This is a genomic window from Streptomyces sp. NPDC001851, from assembly GCF_040297165.1.
GTDB lineage: Bacteria > Actinomycetota > Actinomycetes > Streptomycetales > Streptomycetaceae > Streptomyces.
On the sequence record NZ_JBEOYR010000019.1, the window covers coordinates 141,346 to 159,118 of the forward strand.

Sequence of the window (17,773 nt, forward strand, 5' to 3'; positions counted from 1 at the left end):
AACGTTTCCTGCGTCCGGCGCAGCGCGGTACGGGGCCGGATCGCCTACTCGTGCGCCGGAGGCTGCGCGTTGGCGGGTGCGACGTCGTTCGTGGCGGGTCGCGCAGTTCCCCGCGCCCCTGGGGTGCCGCCGGAACCGGCGTGAGGAGCGTGAGGAGGTTGCCCCCCGTCACCCACCGGTGATCACCGTCCGCTGCGCAGACCAGCCGCCCCAGGTTCCGTCCGGCAGCCGCGCCCGCAGCCGCACGCGGTGCTCCTCGCCGGCGCTCCGGCCGACGTAGAAGCTGTAGCCCGCCCGGCCGGCGGGTGGCGTGCCGCCCCACACCAGTGACGTGGCCGAGGCGCCGTCGAGCCGGATCTGGTACTCGGTGACCACCCCGTCCACGCGCGGCGGGTCCCAGGACAGGTCGAGGTAGTACGCCCCTTGGGACCGGTGGGTCGTCGCGCGGAAGCCGGTGGGCGCGGTGTTCCGGCCGTCGTCGGTGCCCGGGGTGGTGAGGCGGACCGGGGCGCTCGCGGGGGAGAGGTTGCCGGCGGCGTCGCGGGCCCGCACCGTGAACACGTAACCGGTTCCGGGGCGCAGTCCGGTCACCACGGTCGCGGTCTGGCTCCCGCCGACACCATGGATCTTCGCCCCGCCCTGGTACACGTCGTACGACACCACGCCCCGGTCGTCCCGGGAGGCGCCCCAGGACAGCTCGACCGCGCGGCTGCCGACGATCCGCCCGGCGGGTTCCGACGGCCGGGTGGGTGCCGAACGGTCCGCCGCCGCCCTGGCCGGTGTGCGCGCCCGCACCACACGGCTCGGCGGGCCGAGCCGGCCCGCGGTGTCCCGGGCCCGCACGGTGAAGGCATACACGGTGGACGGCCTGAGCCTGGTGACGTCCACCATGTGCTGCGAACCCGGCACTTCCTCCACCTCTGTGGTGCCGCGATATACCTCGTAGGAACGGATGCCGGGCCCGTCCGCCACCGCGTTCCACATCACGTGCACGCTCGTGGCGCTGCCCGCCTGCGCGGTGACCCCGGTCGGAGGACCCGGCGCCCGGCCCTCCTCGCCGTCGGCGGCCCGGCTCTGGCCACAGGCCGTCACCAGCAACAGGGCCCCGCAGACCGGGACGAGCGGCCAGGGAACGCGTCGCACGGCTCTGCCTCCCGGACGGCGTCGGCATCACGCAAAGGTCCGGACCAATATGGCGCGGTGGGTGCGGAGTGGCAAGAGGGCCGCGGTGGTGACCGCCGGGGGCGTTACGTATGCTGAGCCTCCCTACGGCTGAACTGCCCGAGAGGACAGGGGAGTTCACGCCTGCGGCGCGGACACGCTGTCGTCGCCGAACCCGCGCCGGCGCGGGCGGCCGGGGTATCCGGACCGGCTACGGCCCGGATACCCGGCCCCTGTGGTCGCCGTGCATTGGGCCGACTGGTGGAGTTGTCCCTCACCGGGTGTCATAAGCGTGCTCCATCCGGCCGCTTCGGAGTGGCCCGGACCGCCGGGGCCGTGTACGCGCACCACAGTGTGCTGGGTGTCCGCCCGTCCCCGTCGAGAGGGTCCTCATCGTGCGTGTCCCGTCCTTGACGCTGGCCGTCGCCGGCGCCACCCTGCTCGCCCCGGCCGCGCTGCCCGTCCCGGCGGCCGCCCTCCCGCCCGGGGAACGGTCCACGGCCCGTGGCGGGGGCGCCGTGGCCGCCACCGACCTGCTGGCCCGGCTGGGGGATTGCCGGCAGATCTCCCGGGGCCGGTACCGCACCGACACCGACAGCCCCGCGAACGTCCCCGTCTGCGGTACCCGGGACGCCGTCTACTGGAAGGCCGACCTGGACGTCGACTGCGACGGACAGTCCACCGCCCGCTGCAACCGCCGTACCGACCCGCAGTTCTCCGACGCGACCGCCTACGAACCGCCCGACGGCCGCCACCTGAACGCCGAGACGCTGCCCTACATCGTCGTGCCGGCCGCGAGCCGTATCTGGGACCCCGGCAAGGACGGCGTACGCGGCGGCTCCATCGCCGCCGTCGTCTACCGGGACCGGGTGCAGTACGCCGTGGTCGCCGACACCGGTCCGCGCGACCTCATCGGCGAGGCCTCCTACGCCACCGCCCGGCGCCTCGGCATCCGGGCCGACCCGCGCGGCGGCGGGGCGCCCTCCGGGGTCACCTACATCGTCTTCAGGAACTCGCGCGTGGACCACATCGACGACGACGCCGCGGCGGCGGCCGCGGGAGTGCGGCTGGCCAGACTGTTCGTCGCGGACAGGTGACCAGCGCGTCCCCCGAGGCGCGATCAGACCTTGCGGTAGCCGTACGCCTCTTTCGCCGCGGCCTCGACCGCGTCCAGGCCGGCGCCGGTGGCGGCGGTGACCACGGCGGCCACCGCACCCTCGACGAAGGGCGCGTCCACCAGCCGTGAGCCGTCCGGCAGTTCGTCGCCCTCGGCGATCAGCGCCTTCACGGTGAGCACGGCACTGCCGAGATCGGTGAGCAGCGCGACCCCGGCGCCCCGGTCGACCGAGGCCGCCGCGGCGGAGATCAGCTCGGCGCTGGTGCCGAGCCCGCCGCCCTCGGTGCCGCCCGCCGTGGCCACGGGCACCGCCGCGGCCCCGCCCGCCAGCCCCTTCGCCAGCTCGGCGACCGAGGCGGCCACCTCCGCGCTGTGCGACACGAGCACGATACCGACCAGCTTCTCGTCACTCACCGTCAGCCCTCCGCCGCTTCTTCCAGCGCGGCGATCAGCAGCGCCGACGAGGTGGCGCCCGGGTCCTGGTGGCCGATGCTGCGCTCACCGAGATAACTCGCCCGGCCCTTGCGGGCCTGCAGCGGCGTGGTGGCCACCGCGCCCTCCTCGGCGGCGGCCCGCGCGGCGGCGAAGCCGCCACCGAACGCGTCCACGGCCGGCGCCAGGGCGTCGATCATGGTCTTGTCGCCGGGGGCCGCCCCGCCCAGCGCCATCACCCCCTCCACACCCGCGCGCAGCGCCTCGGCCAGCTGCTCCGTGCTGACCTCGGCCGCATCGCCGAGCGCCTTGCCGGTGCGGCGCAGCAGCGTGCCGTACAGCGGTCCGGACGCACCGCCGACCGTCGAGATGAGCTGCCGCCCGGCCAGGGTCAGTACGCCCCCCGGGGTGTCCGGCGCCTCCTTCTCCAGAGCGGTCCGCACGGCCGTGAAACCGCGCTGCAGGTTGCTGCCGTGATCGGCGTCCCCGATGGCCGAGTCGAGGGCGGTGAGCCGCTCCGCCTCACGGTCGACGGACGCGGCGGTCGCCGCCATCCAACGGCGGAAGAAGTCGGCGTCGAGCACTGGATCTCCTTGCGTGGTAGGGATGCTGACCTGCGTCCCACGGGTGAGGTTCGCCTCTCCCGCCGTATCACATCCCCCAGCGCAGCGCCGGGGTTTTCACCGGCGCGTCCCACAACCGCAGCAGCTCCTCGTCGGCCTGGCAGAGTGTCACCGACGCGCCCGCCATGTCCAGGGAGGTGACGTAGTTGCCGACGAGCGTGCGGGCCACGGCGACGCCGCGCTCGCGCAGGACCCGCTGCACCTCGGCGTTGAAACCGAAGAGCTCCAGCAGCGGGGTGGCGCCCATGCCGTTGACCAGCACCAGTACGGGGTTGCGCGGGGGCATGTCCTCCAGGATCGCGTTCACCGCGAAGTCGGCGATCTCCCCTGAGGTCATCATCGGGCGCCGCTCCCGGCCCGGCTCCCCGTGGATGCCGATGCCCAACTCCAGCTCTCCGTCCGGCAGCTCGAAGGTGGGGCTGCCCTTCGCCGGGGTCGTACAGGCGCTGAGCGCCACGCCGAAACTGCGCGCGTTCTCATTCACCTGGCGGCCGATGGCCTCCACGCGTTCCAGCGGCTGCCCCTCGGCCGCGGCCGCGCCCGCGATCTTCTCCACGAACAGGGTCGCGCCGGTGCCGCGCCGGCCGGCGGTGTACAGGCTGTCGGTGACGGCCACGTCGTCGTTGACGAGCACCTTGGCGACCTGGATGCCCTCGTCCTCGGCGAGTTCGGCGGCCATGTCGAAGTTCAGCACGTCACCGGTGTAGTTCTTCACGACGAACAGCACCCCGGCGCCGCTGTCCACGGCGGCCGCGGCGCGCGCCATCTGGTCCGGCACCGGCGAGGTGAACACCTCTCCGGGGCAGGCGGCGGAGAGCATGCCCGGGCCGACGAACCCGCCGTGCAGCGGCTCGTGCCCGGACCCGCCGCCGGACACCAGCGCGACCTGCCCGGCCACCGGGGCGTCCCTCCGGACGATCACCCGGTTCTCCACGTCCACGGTCAGATCCGGATACGCGGCCGCCATCCCGCGCAGCGCGTCCGCCACGACGGTCTCCGGCACGTTGATCAGCATCCTCATCGGTATCTCCTCGTTCCGGTTCTCGATCTTGGCGGTCCGTTGCGGTCGGAGGCGGGTTGCGGCGGGACTGTCGCCGACTCATGGCCGACTTCGGTGACGGGACGTCAGGTGCTGACGGCCGCCTCGTGGAGGCGGCCGCCCGCCCCGTCTACTGGAAGTATCGGCCTTGCACCAGCGAAGGTCACCTGCGACAGCGCGGCCGTACGGAGCGTAGCCTCCGGCTACCCCATGTATCCGCTGTCGCAGGCGTCCGTCAGTGCACGCCCAGCCGCACGTCTAGCCGCACGTCAGCGTGGGCGTCGCCCAGTCGCCGTGATCGTCGCCGTTGCCGTCGCCGGCGTCACCGACCTTGAGGTCGACCACCTGGGCGCCGCTGACGTCCACGTCGACCGGCGCCGCGGCCTGTCCGCCGCGGAGCGTCGGCGTGGTCGTCAGGGTCCTGCCGTCGGCGATCACCGAGAACGTCACCGTTCCCGCACCGCCGGTCTCGTCGTCGACACCCACGTCCGCCGTCAAGCGGGAGCACTTTCCGGCGAGGTAGAGCGCGACGTCGCTGACCGAGTTGGTGCCCAGGCCCTTGGCGTGACCGGCACCGGCGATGCTGATCGCACGGCCGTCCCCGGCCGCCTGTTCACCGACGCTGCTGTCGCGCTCGACGGGCCCCCACCCGTTGGTGGACGAGAGGAACGGCAGGTCGCTCACGGCACTCCTGCCGGCCGGTGGAGCCGGCGGGACCCCGCCGACGATGCGCTCGTCACCGCCGGCAGCCCGCCGTCCGTTCTGCAGGTAGTGCACGGTGGCGGCGAGAGCCGAGGCGGAGGGCAGCTTCCCGGCCGGCGGCTGGACCTTCCAGGTGAAGGCGGCGGAACCGCCGGGCCGCACGCGCTCGACCGACGCGGGGCTCGTGGCAGCCACGGTCCAGCCGTCGGGCGCGGAGAGCGAGGCCGTCAGCCGGGAGGCGGACGGTTCGTCCTTGGGCACCCGCACCGTCGCCTCGGCCGTGAAGGCCTGTGCCGGCCGAGCGGTGTCCGGCACGCCCAGGGTGACATCCGCTCCCGGACGCTTCGGCATCGCGTACTTCCGGTGGTCGTAGCGGGGGCTGTCGTTCTGCCCTACGCGCAGCGACGAGGCGTAGCTGCCGTAGTCGGTGAGCGAGACCCTGCCCAGCCCACCGGTGCTGCCGTCGAGGTTCCACACGGCGATGGCGATGCTGTTCCGGCCGTTCGGATCCAGGATGCCGTTGGGGACCGGGAAGGTGTGCTGCGGGCCGAGGTAGTTGACGTAGTTGCCGACCTGCCAGCCGTTCACGAAGATCGTGGCGCGGTACTTGCGTCGCGGGTCGTCGGTGAACGTCAGCCCGAGCGAGGTGTCCTGGCCGTGCGGCAGGTCCAGGCTGACGTCGGTGCGGTACCAGGAGACCCCGGGACGGGTGTCGGTCGTCGGCAGGGACACCCCCTTCCAGGTGCCGTCCGGGTAGCCCGGCAGGGACCAGCCGGCCCGCTCGCCGTACAGACCGCCCGTCGAGAGCGGGCCGCGCACCGTGTCCTGCAGCTCCTCGCCGCCCCGTACGCCCTGCAGCCGCCAGGTGACCGGGGTCAGCGGCGCCCCGACGAGGGAGGCGCTGGTCAGGCCGCGCGCGGCCTTGTTGCCGTTGGTGGAGTTGTAGTCCTCCTCATGGCCCATGTTCACGGTGAGCACGGATATGACGTTGTCGCCCTTCGGCTGCACCGAGCCGGCGGGGAAGGTGAGGTCGGCGCCGCCCGTGGTGGAGCTGCCCAGGAAGGTGCCGTTGAGCCAGGCGGAGAACGCCTGCGCCTTGCCGCCGGAGTCCGAGACCAGGCGGATGCCGGTCTCCTTGCCGGTGGCGCGGAAGCGGCCGCGGTACCAGGTGTTGCCGGTGTGGAACCCGTAGTCGTCCGCGTGGAGGACCGGCAGCGAGTCGGCGCCGGAGACGCTGTTGGTGGTGGTCTTGTCGGCCACCTGCCAGCTGGTGTCGTCGAAACCGGGGGCGGCTTCGGGGGACTCCTCGGCGTGCTTCCAGCCGGTCAGTGCCGGCAGGTGGACCGGGGCGGCCACCGGGATCTTCCCGATGAGGCTTCCGGTGCCGGTGGCCCGGGTGCCCAAGGCCCTGCCGTTCCAGGTGAGGTGGTCGGCGGAGGTGAACACCTCGATGTTCTCGTCGTCGGCGTTGTCGCCGGTGAGCGCCAGGGTGCGGCCGTCGTCCGGGCTGGTCGCCGTCCGCAGCAGGTGGGTGCCCCGCACGAGCACCGGCCCGGTCGCCGTGTCCTGACGCCAGAAGGTCTCCGCCGTGGCCTTGTCGCCGACGAGCAGCAGCAGCGGGCGCTTTCCGCCGCCGCTGACGCTGATGCGGAGCAGGCCCTTGTGCGTGTAGTTCAGCCGCAGGTCACCGGTGGCCTCGTCCCAGGTGGTCGTGACCCTGCCGCCGCTGCTGGTCACGGTGGGCTTGGACGAGTAGCGCAGCACGGTCTCGCCGTCGCTGCCCGGGTCGCCGTAGAGCACGGCGACGTCCCGGTCGCCGATGGCCGCGTGGGTCATGATCTCCGAGGTCGAGTACTGCAACTGCGCGTTCCCGAGCCGGTAGTTCGCCACGATCACGTGCGAGTCGCGTCCGTCGAGGGTGATCGCGGTGCCCGGCTGCTGCGGCACGACCGGGTACGTCGGCGTCGCGGTGGCCGCCGTCGGCACGTCGATGGCGTCGATGGACACGTAGTTGTCCGTCGAGCCCGAGCTGTGGCTCCCGCTGACGACGATCCTCAGCGTGTGCGCTCCGGGCGTCAGGCCGGTCTTCTGGAAGATCACCGCCTGGTTCTCGCCGCCGGAGTCGTCCACCGTCGCCACCTTGGTGCCGTCGAGGTAGACGTCGGCGTAGCCGTGGTTGCTGGTCTTCGATCCGATCCAGCGTATCGCGGTGCCGTCGAAGGGAACGGTGACCGAGTCACCGGCTTTGTTGGAGAACGACTCGGTGTGCTTGTAGTCGCCGCCGGTGTAGCTCTGGTCGGCCATGTGCGACCACGAACCGGTGTACTGCAGCGCGGAGTCGGGGTCGTCCCAGGTGTAGGTGGTGTCCGCGGACGGCTGGGCGTTGAGGTCCAGCGAGATGTGGGTCTTGTCGACCGCCGTGGACGTGGAGTCGCCGTGCCGCAGCACATGGAACTGCGTCTTGGTGTCCGGGTTCATCCGGGCGGTGTCGACGACCGCGGAGTCGTCCGGCGGAGTGGCCCTGATCGCCTCGGTCTTGGTCAGTGGGGCCACGGACTGTGTGAAGTACCCGATCAGCTTGTCCTCGTAGTACTTCGGATCGAGCTGGCGGTTCTCGCGGATCGCGGCCCCGTAGTCGTACGACGTGTAGTTCTCCGGCATGCCCAGCCAGCCCCAGTTGGTGCCGCCGTAGGTCATGTAGAAGCTCTGTGCGGTGGCGCCGACGGCTATGTTCTGCTTGTAGAACACGTTGGCGAACTGGTCGTTGATCAGCTGGGCGCACTTGTCGTAGCCCGGACCGCCCCAGGGGTCGAAGGCGCCGCCCTGGAACTCCGGCGAGTACAGCGGCCTGCCGTCCGGGTGGTCGTAGCTGATGTCGGGTACGCCGTTCCACTTCGCGGGGTTCGAGCAGTTGAAGCCCTGCGGGTAGGAGTCCGGTCCGTCGACGTCCAGGGCGCCGGTACCGGAGTTGAAGGTGCCGTTGTTGTTGCCGGTCAGCGGTACGGTGATGCCGTCGGCGCGGGCCTTGTCCTCCAGGTGCTTCATGTAGGAGCGGCCGGCGGCCGAGCCGTTGTAGTACTCGTTCTCGACCTGGTAGGCGATGACCGACCCGGTGCCGTTGGTCAGCTGGTGGCGGGCGATGATCCGGTCGATCTGCGTCAGCCACTCGTCCGCGTACTTCAGGAACTGCGGGTCGTCACTGCGGTTGTGCCCGGGCTTGGTGGTCAGCCAGCCGGGCAGACCGCCGCTGTCCACCTCCGCGTTGATGTACGGCGCCGGGCGCGCGATCACATAGAGCCCGGCCTCCTGGGCCATGTCGAGCAGCTTGTCGACGTCACGCACCCCGCTGAAGTCGTACACACCCGGCTTCGGCGAGTGGTAACCCCAGTCGAAGTACAGCGAGGTGGCGTTGAACCCGGCGGCCTTCATCTTCTGGAAGATGTCGCGCCACAGGTCCGGACTGGGGAGCCGGAAGTAGTGGAACTCGCCGGACCACAGGTAGGTGCGCCTGCCGTCGACGAGGAACGAGTAGCCGTCGAAAGTCACCGTGCGCGCCCCCGGGCTGGCGGCGGACGCGGCGGCGGGTGCCTGCCCGCCGCCGTCCTGCGCCGCGGCGGGCGCGGTCACGCCCGTGGCCAGGGCGATGGTCGCGGCCGTCGCGAGGACCGCCCTCCACCGCCGACGGCTACCGGGTCTCGCAGCTACTGAACCGATCCGATCACTCCGCACTGCGGCCTCCAATACCGCCTGAGCAATCAACATCCAACAGACTCAGGCAAAGTCGAACAGTAAAGGGGCGCAAGGCTCAACACAATGGGGCGGGAGACACCGCTGAGTTGGCGGGGGCGGCCCGGAAACCGTGGACACGGCCGGCCGTGGCGGGCGGGCCAGTGGCGAACCTCGCAGGGCTCGTCTCCGTCCCACAGGCATGATGAGACGAACCGTGACCGTACTCCTCGTCGCTGCTGCCACCGCAACGCTCGGCGCGTGCGGCACAGCAGAGAAGTCAGGCAAGGCCATCGAGCAGGGCGGCGTCCCGACGGCTCCGACCGTCCAGGGCGACACCCAGCCGTTCTCTCCGGTGCGTCCGATCTCCGTCAGCCAAGACGGACGTACTGTGTCCGTCGGGGCGACAGGGGGCGGCTGTCTGACACCCCGCCTCTCCGCCCGGGAGGCGACTGCCGCGCTGACCCTGACGATCGAGGTCGTTACCCGACAGGACCCGGGCCAGGTGTGCACCGCCAACGTCGAACTCGTTCCGCTCAAGGTGACGTTGACGCGGTCCCTGGGCGGGCGCACGATCATCGACGGAGCCACGGGCCGGCCCGTGACCGCCCCCGTGGTGAGGAAGTCCGCCCCGCGGTAGGCGCTGACCTCCGTCACACAGCCATTGATCTAGACCCGACTCCAACTTGTAGCGTCGAGCTGTTGGCCCATCGGGCGATCGGAACAGGGGAGAGCAATGAGCGTGTGGTTTGTCACCGGTGCGTCGCGTGGACTCGGCGCGGAGATCACCCGTGAGGCGCTGGACCGAGGACATGGCGTGATCGCTACGGCGAGGGACGTGTCGGCGGTGCTTGCGGCGTATCCGGAAAAGCCGGACGGATTGCTGGCGGTGAGTGCGGACGTGACCGAACCGGGGCAGTTGACGGCCGCGGTGGATGCCGGTCTGGCGCGGTTCGGCCGGATCGACATCGTGGTCAACAACGCCGGATACGGCCTCGTGGGCGCGGTCGAGGAGGTCTCCGACAAGGCGGCCCGGGATCTGTTCGACGTCAACGTCTTCGGTGTGCTCAACACCTTGCGGGCGACCCTGCCGACCTTGCGGGCCCAGCGGTCCGGGCACGTCCTGAACATCGGCTCCGTGGGCGGCTTCGCCACCGCTCCGGCCGTCGGCCTGTACGGCGCGTCCAAATTCGCCGTCGAGGGCATCTCCGAGGCACTGCACGGTGAGTTGGCACCGCTGGGCGTCCGCGTCACCATCGTGGAGCCGGGCGGGTTTCGCACCGACTTCCTCAACAGCTCAAGCATCCAGGTCGAACCGGCCTCGATCGGGGACTACGTCGCCGGTGCCGGACCAGTGCGCGAGGCACTGGCCGAGAACGACGGCCGCCAGCCAGGGGATCCGGTGAAGGGAGCGAAGGCCATCGTCGACGTCACCGAGGCCGCGCAGCCTCCGCTGCGCCTGCAGTTGGGCGCGGACGCGGTCGAGCGCGTCGAGGCGAAGCTGGATCTGGTGCGACGTGAACTCGATGAATGGCGGCACGTAGCGCTCTCCACCGGCATCTGAGTCTCCGGGACAGCCGGCGGTCACGCAGCCGGTTCACCCTGGGCCCACAGCTGCTCCGGTTCAGGCCCACGGACGCGGCGGTCGTGCTTTCCCACCGGGCTCCGACGTCACGATGCCGGCTGGACCGGGAGTTCCAGGAGGACCTCCCAGCCGCCGTCGGCGGTGGGGCCGAACGTGACGGTGCCGCCGAGGAGGGCGGCCCGCTGTCGCAGGGCGACCAGGCCGTAGTGCGCGCTGGGCAGGGGCAGGGCGGGCCGGGTCGGCACGCTGTTGCCGACCGTGACACGAACGACGTCGCCCTTGCAGCGGGCGTGCACGGTGGCGGTGGCACCGGGTGCGTGTTTGCGCACGTTGGTCAGCGCTTCCTGGACGGTGCGGTAGACGGCGCGCTGCACAGCCGGCGGAAGGTCGGCGGGCAGATCCGTCGTCAGGTCGGTGTCGATTCCGCTGGCGTCGATCAGCCGCCGCAGATCGGCCAGGGAAGGCTGCGGAGTCAGTTCCCTGGGGCGGCTGTGGGAGTCACGCAGGACGTTGACCATGTGCCGCAGCTCGTCGAGCGTCTGCACACTCAGCCGCCGGATGGTGGCCGCGGCTTCCCTCGCTCCGGCGTCCCGCGTGCCGACCTGCAGCGCACCCGCCCGCACCGCGATCAGGCTCACCTGGTGGGCGACCACATCGTGCATCTCGCGGGCCAGCTGCGCGCGCTCCTCGGCCAGGACGGCCTGTGCGCTCAGCCGCCGCTCGTGGTCCCGGGCCTGCGAGATCTCGGCCAGCCGCAGCGACAGATCACACCGAGCCTGAACCAGCTGCCCCAGGAAGACGGGCGCCGCAGCCGTCGCCGCGGTGTAGCCCAGAGTGATCAACGCCGAGGCGGTCCACAGATCCAGATGCGGCGGCGGCGACCAGGAGGTCATGTCGCAGAGCGTGTAGGCCATGGCACACGCGGCCAGCAGCATCCGGCTCCGGGTGCGCGTCGCCAGGGTGTACAGCGCCGCCAGCGCGGCGAAGGTCGCGTCCGACAGCAGGACGGCGGGCACGGTGAGCAGAAAGGTGAGCAGCGGTCGGCGCCGGCGCAGCAGGAGCAGGCAGGCAGCGGCCAGGGCCAAGCCCATGCGCAGCGGCTCGTCCACACCGACATGCACCCACACGTCCAGCAGTGCGGCGCCGACGAAGCCGGCATCACGCAGTGCGCCGGCCAGGCGGCGGGGCGTCATCCCGGCTCCAGGTCTCGGGACGGTCTGAGCAGTCCGGCGCGTTCGGCGACCAGGGCCGCCTGGACGCGGCTGCCGACCTCCAGCTTGGTGAGGATGGCGCTCACATGGTCCTTCACCGTGCCGGTGCCCAGGTGCATCCGGGCGGCGATGTCCGCGTTGGACAGTCCCTCGGCGATCAGGACGAGCACGGCGCGTTCGCGCTCGGTCAGCCGGTCCAGGCCGCGGGGCACGGTTCCCTGGCAGCTGGCTTCGAGGTATCCGTCCACGACGGTCCGCGTGACCTTGGACGACAGGACGGTTCCCCCGTCGGCCAGGGCGCGCACGAGGAACGGCAGCTGCTCCGGGTCGGTGTCCTTCAGCAGGAACCCCGCCGCCCCGCAGCGCAGGGCCGTGGCCACGTACTCGTCCATGTCGAACGTCGTGAGCATGGCCACCACCGGAGGCTGCGGGAGCCGGCGCAGCTCGGCCAGGACGGACAGTCCGTCCACGTCCGGCATGCGGATGTCCAGCAGTACGACGTCCGGGCGCATCTCCCGCGCCGTCCGCACCGCCTCCCCGCCGGGGACCGCCGCCACGACCTCCAGATCGTCCGCCGCGTCCAGGATGCACCGGAAGCCCGTACGGATCAGGGCCTCGTCGTCGACCACCAGTACCCGGACCACGCACGCTCCCACTCGCCGTCGGATCACCGTCCGTCGTACCACGCCGAGCCGCGCCCCGCGCCCCGAGACGGATGACCGGCCGGGTGGCGGGACCGGTACCGGCCGGTCGGCGGGGACGCTCCGGCCTGCTGCCGGATGGTTACGGCAACCGGGTGCACGGACCCTGGAGCACGTGGAACGCAACGAGTCGGACCGAGGTGGCGCGGGTGGCGGTCGGCGACCGTTCGCCGCCGCCGCACGGGGGCCGGCACGACGGCCCAGCGGCATCGCCCTGGCGGTGTCGCACCCCGGCGGTGTCACGCCGGGCCGCATGAGGAGGGCAGCCGCATGACGATCAGCCTGACACTGGTGTGCGCGCACCCCGCAGACGCGCCCTTCGGGCACCCGCTGCCCGGTGACCGCGACACCGACGGGGCAACCGGCATCGACGTGGCCGGCACCGTCCTGACGACGCTGGGCCCCGGCACCTCGGCCATGCGGTCGCCCACGAGCCGCTGCGCACGAACCGCCGCAGCCCTCGCACTGCGGGCCACAACGGAGCCCGCCCTGCGCGACCTGGACTACGGCGCATGGCGCGGCCGCACCGCGGCCGACATCGTCGCCGCGGACCCCTACGGATACAGTGCCTGGCTCACCGACCCGGATGCCGCACCTCACGGCGGCGAAACCATACGCCGGCTCTGCCACCGGACCGCGCTCTGGCTCGACGGCCTGCCCGCCGGCACCGGCCACGCCGTGGCCATCGCCGAACCGGCCGTCTGGCGGGCCCTCCTCGTCCACGGCCTGTCCGCACCCGCACGCGCCTTCTGGCAACTCCGGATATCGCCCCGGCACGCCGTCTGCCTCACGCGTCGCGGTGCCGCCTGGAGCATCCAGCCGGCCACCATCTTCCCCGCACCCAAGCGTCGGCCGCTGTCCGACGCCGCCCAGGGCCGGCCCGGTGCGGCTCAGGCACCCCTGACCAGGTAGCCGACCACGCCGCAGGCGCGCCCGGCGGACACCCGGCACTCGTCCTTCGCCCATGCGGGGACGCAAGCCGTCCGACCGTGATCGCCCGCGCTTCGATCCTCTGGCCTGGGCCGAGCACTGACACCACTCCTCACGGTGATCACCGTGCCTTCACCCCCGAGAGTGGAATGGGCCCCTGAACAGCGCTGCCGGCGAGTTTCCGGGCGGGGCACCCGCACCATGGGAAGACCGGCCCGGACCCACCCCCGAAGGGAACCCCATGCGCCTGCGCACCGCGCTGCTCTCCCTCGCGAGTGCTGTCACCCTTGTCCTCTCCGTCTCCGCATCCGCGCACGCGGGGGCCGACGGCGCATTCGACTACGGCTTCGTACAGGCGGGCGGCCATCACGCCGGAACGCTGGAAGACCCGGCCCTGAACGAGTGCGTCAACGTTCCTGAACTGGGGTCTTCCACGGACTCGGGCACCTATGCGGACGCCCCGCACAACGTCACCGACGCCTACGCCGATGTGTACGAGGGCAGGGACTGCGAGGGCACCAGGACGACCCTCGCACCCGATGCCCCCGGGGCCCCGGACACACTGCACTTCCGGTCGGTGCTGTTCAGGCCCGCTGGGTGACAGCTGCCCGGGGTGCGGGGCGCGGGGCGACCGCGGACCGCATCGGCCGGGCCGTCGGGGGAACTCGGGCGTCCGGGGACGGAAGCCGCCGATCGGCGGAGGAGGTGCCGTTGCCGTGGACGACTGGGAGATGTGGGAGATGCACGACGAGGTACGGCTGTCGCTGCGCGAACGGCTGGTGTTGCTGCAGATCGAGACCGACCTCCGGCAGGACCGCCGGTTCGCGCACCGCATGGGGGACGGTCATCGCAGGGCCTGGCTGCACGTGGCCGTACTCCTGCTGGGCATCGCCTCGGCGTTCGTGGCCGTCATGGGCATCCGCACCTCGGACCCCGCGCTGCTGTGCTGCTTCGCTCTCCTGTGGCCCCTGACCGTCCTCCAGGCCGTCCGCCTCCTCCGCCGCACGGCGCGCCTTCGGTCCCACACGGGGAACGGGTGACTCCTCGGCCCGCAAGGACCCCGGCTCGGCCCGGAAGGACCCCGGCCCTGCCGAGCCGGGGTCCTGCTTTCGCCAGCCGCTGCTCTCAGCTCTTCTTGCCCCGACCCGTCAGCGCATCGCGCATGCGGTCCACCAGGCCGGCGCCCGGGGCCAGGAGCTTGTTGGCCGGGGGAGTGTCCGGTGCGGACGGGTGCGGGCGCGTGGGCGCCATCTTCTTCGCCCGGCGCACCTTGTCGCCCAGGTCCATCAGCGCATCGGCGGGGCAGGCGCCCGCCAGCCGCGGGAAGAGGTTCTGCTCCTCGTCCGTCACATGCGAGCGGATCTCGCTCATCAGCTGCGCCATCAACGTGTCGAACCGCGGATCGTCCGCCTGCAGGCCCTCCAGGTCCTTCATGAGCTGCTCGGCCTTGGCGTGATCCTCCAGCTCCTTGTCGGCCAGGGCGTCCCCGCCGGAGATGTGCTCGCGCACCGCCGGGTACAGATAGGCCTCCTCCGCGACCGAGTGGCGCACCAGCTCGATCGTGGCCTGGTCGGCGAGGTTCTTGCGGTCCTTGGAGCCGGGCGGCAGCGCCTCGATACGGCCGAAGATCTCCTCGACCTCGCGGTGGTCGGTCGTCAGTTCCTGGATGACGTTTCCGCCGTGACCCATGTCGTTACCTCCTGGGAGACATCGCGGCGGCCCATGACGGCCTGCCGTCGCCGCGTCGAGTGCCCCGCGCGCGACGCGCTACACGGCTCGCCCGCGCCGGTCAGCGCATCGGGTGTCCGACCGCACCCGTCCGGCGGACTCGGTCAGCCGGCGGTGTGGTCCGGCTTGGGCGGCCGACGGGTCTGGGTATGAGGTCGGTGGGAGGCGGGGCCCGGCGGGCTCGGGCAGTCGTCGGACCGGCCTGTCGAGCAGCCAGGCTGCGACGGGTGCCGTAAGGCTTGGGCAGCTGCCGGGTCGTGTGTCGAGTGTGCGGGGCTGCGGTGGTGCGGTCCGGTTTGGGCGGCCGCCAGGTTTGTGCATGACGGCAGTGGGATGCGACGGTCCGGCGGGCTCGGGCAGCCTTCGGGTCGGCGTATCGCGTGAGCGGGCCGCGGTCGTCCAGTCCGGCGGGGGCCGTCAAGTCGGCGCAGCGAGTGAAGGGGGCGCGACGGCCGTGGCCGTCCGGTCCGGCTGCGGTGGCTGTGCGCGCGTTCGGTGGCCGACGTCAGCGCATCGCGTGGCGTGCCGCGGCCGTCCGGCCCGCCTCCGACAGCGTCCACCACCACCAGTGGTCCAGCAACTCCTCCTTGAGCGCCCCCGCGTCCACCAGCGCCGGCCAGCGCAGCGCCCGCGCCTGCGCGGTGATCTTGGCGCCGCCCGCGACCGGGTCCACGGCGATCACCGGGGTGCCGGTGCGCAGGGCCAGCACCAGGCCGTGCAGCCGGGTGGTGACGACGACGTCGAAACGGGAGACCAGGGCGAGGAACTGCTCGGCCGTCGCGCACAGCCGCCAGTCGTCGGTGGCCAGCCGGGTGTCGGCCGCCACGCGGGCGCAGTCCTTCCCGGACAGCCAGCGGGTGAGCCGCGCGTTGACCTCCTCGTGCCTGCGGCGCGCCCCGTACTCGCCCTGCCCATGGGAGAGCAGCGCCCCCGCCACGGGCGGCAGCGGGCCCGCCGGGGCCGCTGCCGCCAGGTCGCGCCGAGCCGGGGCCGCCGTGCCGTCCCGGGCGACGATCTCGTGGAAACCGGTGACCGCGGGATCCGCCGGATCGACGACCGAGACTCCGGCGGCGAGCCGCCGACAAGTCCCGAACCTGGCATGCAGCCCGGCGACTTGCGGCCCGTGCACCGGACCGCACACGAACAGCACGGTGTCGTACGCCTCCGGCCGCGCCGCCTCCAAGGAGAGCGCGCCGGGACGGAAGCCGGGGCTCCACGCCGTGTCGTGCGGGATGCCCGCCCGGGTCAGCGCGGCCGACGCCCGGCGTTGCGCGAGCGTGTCCCCGGCCGTCGCCTCTCCGTCCCAGAAGCTGAACCAGCCCGTCAGCAGCACCCGCCCGGGAGGCCGGCCGGACCCGCGCACCATGCGCAGCAAGCCGGCCGTGAGGTCGTCGTCCATGTCCCTCACCAGCCCTTTCCTGCCCGGCTGTGCGCCTCTTCCCCAGCCGTCCGCCCATGGACCGCCGTCGAAGTCGCGCGAGTACCCGGGCTTCCGGACAATAAGAATCCAACGTGTGAAACCAACTGGCAGGGGCACTCAGCCTGCCAGTGCCGTCCAGCCAGTGGCGGCCGAGCAGGGCGGTCCTCCGGACCAGCGGGACCCGTGCCCTGCCCAGAGATCACTGATTCCTCTCGGGTTTTCTCCCCGTGCTTCCCCAGCGGGCCGACGAGATCGGCCCGGCGACGCGGTACGCGCCGAACGCCCAGGCAGGCGCCTTGCGACGGCCCGGCCAGGAGCGTTCCACACGGGCGCGACGACGTGGACGAAGGAATGGCCCCCATGACTGGTGACACACCGCTTTCCTGGCGGCGCGCCCTCGTGACGGGCGGCGCCGGCTTCCTCGGCTCCCATCTCTGCGAGAGCCTGCTGGATTCGGGCGTCGAAGTCGACTGCGCCGACAACCTCGCCTGCGGGCGGCGCGAGAACGTCGCCCAGCTTGAGGAGCGGCCCGGTTTCCGGTACGTGTACTGCGACGTCTCCGACCCCGACTGCGTGCAGTCGCTGACGGGGCCGTACGGCCTGGTCCTGCACTTCGCCTGCCCGGCCTCGCCCGCGGACTACCTGCGCCTGCCGCTGGAGACCCTGGACGTCGGCAGCCTGGGCACCCGCAACGCGCTCACGATCGCGGAACGTGACGGCGCCCGCTTCCTGCTCGCCTCCACCTCGGAGGTCTACGGCGATCCGCTGGTGCACCCGCAGCACGAGGGCTACTGGGGCAATGTGAACCCCGTCGGTCCGCGCAGTGTGTACGACGAGTCCAAACGGTTCGCCGAGGCCCTGGTCACCGCGCACGCCGGCAGCAGGGACACCGACGCCGGGATCGTGCGGCTGTTCAACACCTACGGGCCGCGCATGCGGGCCCACGACGGCCGCGCGGTGCCCACCTTCATCTGCCAGGCCCTGGCCGGGGAGCCCCTCACCGTGACCGGCGACGGCAGCCAGACCCGCTCGCTGTGCTACGTGGACGACACCGTCGACGGCATCCTCCGGGTCGCCGCGAGCCGGTCCGTGCGGCCCGTGAACATCGGCGGCAGCGACGAGATCACCGTCGCCGACCTGGCCCGCCGGGTGGTCGCCCTCACCGGCTCGCGCTCCCCGATCGCCTTCATAGACCGGCCCGTCGACGACCCCGGCCGGCGCCGCCCCGACACCACCCTCGCGCGCGAACTGCTCGGCTGGTCGCCGCAGGTCCCCTGGGAGGAGGGCCTGAAGCAGACCATCGCCTACTTCGCCGCCCGGCCCCCCGAACCGGTCCCGCGGGAGGAGGACCCGGCACCGCAGTCCTGACCCCCGACCGCCCGCCGCACTGGAGCAGCG

16 protein-coding genes are annotated in these 17,773 nt (G+C 72.2%); 7 read left to right on the top strand and 9 right to left on the bottom strand.

The genetic code is table 11. The annotated features are described in order from the left end of the window. Positions 1-168: 168 nt before the first annotated feature. Positions 169-1,143, bottom strand: coding sequence for a fibronectin type III domain-containing protein (locus ABT171_RS26995; protein ID WP_351248120.1), 975 nt, complete (start codon positions 1,141-1,143; stop codon positions 169-171). A 413-nt stretch (positions 1,144-1,556) separates the two neighbouring features. Here ABT171_RS26995 and ABT171_RS27000 point away from each other — a divergent pair, with 413 nt between their 5' ends. Continuing rightward, the gene (locus tag ABT171_RS27000; protein ID WP_351248122.1) at positions 1,557-2,258 is read left to right on the top strand and encodes a glycoside hydrolase family 75 protein; all 702 of its coding nucleotides are present in this window, start codon (positions 1,557-1,559) and stop codon (positions 2,256-2,258) included. Between the two features lie 23 nt (positions 2,259-2,281). Here ABT171_RS27000 and ABT171_RS27005 read toward each other — a convergent pair whose 3' ends face one another. The 4 genes from ABT171_RS27005 to ABT171_RS27020 form a co-directional block, all read right to left on the bottom strand. Then, entirely contained in the window at positions 2,282-2,692 is a 411-nt protein-coding gene (locus ABT171_RS27005) for a PTS sugar transporter subunit IIA domain-containing protein (RefSeq protein WP_351248124.1), read from the bottom strand. A 2-nt stretch (positions 2,693-2,694) separates the two neighbouring features. Beyond that, the gene (gene dhaL / locus ABT171_RS27010; RefSeq protein WP_351248126.1) at positions 2,695-3,294 is read right to left on the bottom strand and encodes a dihydroxyacetone kinase subunit DhaL; all 600 of its coding nucleotides are present in this window, start codon (positions 3,292-3,294) and stop codon (positions 2,695-2,697) included. Positions 3,295-3,361: 67 nt separating this feature from the next. Then, positions 3,362-4,354 carry a dihydroxyacetone kinase subunit DhaK gene (gene dhaK, locus ABT171_RS27015; RefSeq protein WP_351248128.1) on the bottom strand — a complete coding sequence of 331 codons (993 nt, stop codon included), beginning with the start codon at positions 4,352-4,354 and terminating at the stop codon, positions 3,362-3,364. A 276-nt stretch (positions 4,355-4,630) separates the two neighbouring features. Then, the gene (locus tag ABT171_RS27020; protein ID WP_503076740.1) at positions 4,631-8,701 is read right to left on the bottom strand and encodes a beta-galactosidase; all 4,071 of its coding nucleotides are present in this window, start codon (positions 8,699-8,701) and stop codon (positions 4,631-4,633) included. Positions 8,702-9,017: 316 nt separating this feature from the next. Between ABT171_RS27020 and ABT171_RS27025 the strand changes: the two genes are divergently transcribed. After that, on the top strand, positions 9,018-9,440 hold the full coding sequence (locus ABT171_RS27025; RefSeq protein ID WP_351248132.1) for a hypothetical protein: 423 nt from the start codon (positions 9,018-9,020) through the stop codon (positions 9,438-9,440). Positions 9,441-9,536: 96 nt separating this feature from the next. Beyond that, on the top strand, positions 9,537-10,364 hold the full coding sequence (locus ABT171_RS27030; RefSeq protein ID WP_351248134.1) for an oxidoreductase: 828 nt from the start codon (positions 9,537-9,539) through the stop codon (positions 10,362-10,364). A gap of 107 nt (positions 10,365-10,471) precedes the next feature. On the opposite strand, the gene ABT171_RS27035 is transcribed toward ABT171_RS27030, so the two are convergent. Beyond that, positions 10,472-11,578, bottom strand: a complete 1,107-nt coding sequence (locus tag ABT171_RS27035; protein ID WP_351248136.1) for a sensor histidine kinase — start codon at positions 11,576-11,578, stop codon at positions 10,472-10,474. Beyond that, positions 11,575-12,240 (bottom strand): response regulator, encoded by a 666-nt coding sequence (locus tag ABT171_RS27040; protein WP_351248138.1) that lies wholly within the window; start codon positions 12,238-12,240, stop codon positions 11,575-11,577. Before ABT171_RS27040 ends, ABT171_RS27035 begins: the two co-directional genes overlap by 4 nt. A gap of 327 nt (positions 12,241-12,567) precedes the next feature. On the opposite strand from ABT171_RS27040, the gene ABT171_RS27045 reads away from it, so the two are divergent. The 3 genes from ABT171_RS27045 to ABT171_RS27055 all read left to right on the top strand — a co-directional run bounded on the left by ABT171_RS27045 (position 12,568) and on the right by ABT171_RS27055 (position 14,267). After that, complete coding sequence (locus ABT171_RS27045) at positions 12,568-13,209, top strand: histidine phosphatase family protein (RefSeq protein ID WP_351248140.1); 642 nt, start codon at positions 12,568-12,570, stop codon at positions 13,207-13,209. A 259-nt stretch (positions 13,210-13,468) separates the two neighbouring features. Continuing rightward, positions 13,469-13,828: a hypothetical protein gene (locus ABT171_RS27050; RefSeq protein ID WP_351248142.1), complete on the top strand. Its 360-nt coding sequence runs from the start codon at positions 13,469-13,471 to the stop codon at positions 13,826-13,828. Between the two features lie 115 nt (positions 13,829-13,943). Then, positions 13,944-14,267: a DUF3040 domain-containing protein gene (locus tag ABT171_RS27055; RefSeq protein ID WP_351248144.1), complete on the top strand. Its 324-nt coding sequence runs from the start codon at positions 13,944-13,946 to the stop codon at positions 14,265-14,267. An 85-nt stretch (positions 14,268-14,352) separates the two neighbouring features. On the opposite strand, the gene ABT171_RS27060 is transcribed toward ABT171_RS27055, so the two are convergent. Both ABT171_RS27060 and ABT171_RS27065 read right to left on the bottom strand, forming a co-directional pair. Beyond that, the gene (locus tag ABT171_RS27060; protein WP_351248146.1) at positions 14,353-14,916 is read right to left on the bottom strand and encodes a hemerythrin domain-containing protein; all 564 of its coding nucleotides are present in this window, start codon (positions 14,914-14,916) and stop codon (positions 14,353-14,355) included. A 544-nt stretch (positions 14,917-15,460) separates the two neighbouring features. Further along, a complete protein-coding gene (locus ABT171_RS27065) occupies positions 15,461-16,354 on the bottom strand; it encodes a polysaccharide pyruvyl transferase family protein (protein ID WP_351248198.1) in 894 nt (297 codons plus the stop codon). A 381-nt stretch (positions 16,355-16,735) separates the two neighbouring features. Between ABT171_RS27065 and ABT171_RS27070 the strand changes: the two genes are divergently transcribed. Further along, positions 16,736-17,743 carry an NAD-dependent epimerase/dehydratase family protein gene (locus tag ABT171_RS27070; RefSeq protein WP_351248148.1) on the top strand — a complete coding sequence of 336 codons (1,008 nt, stop codon included), beginning with the start codon at positions 16,736-16,738 and terminating at the stop codon, positions 17,741-17,743. Positions 17,744-17,773 lie beyond the last annotated feature (30 nt).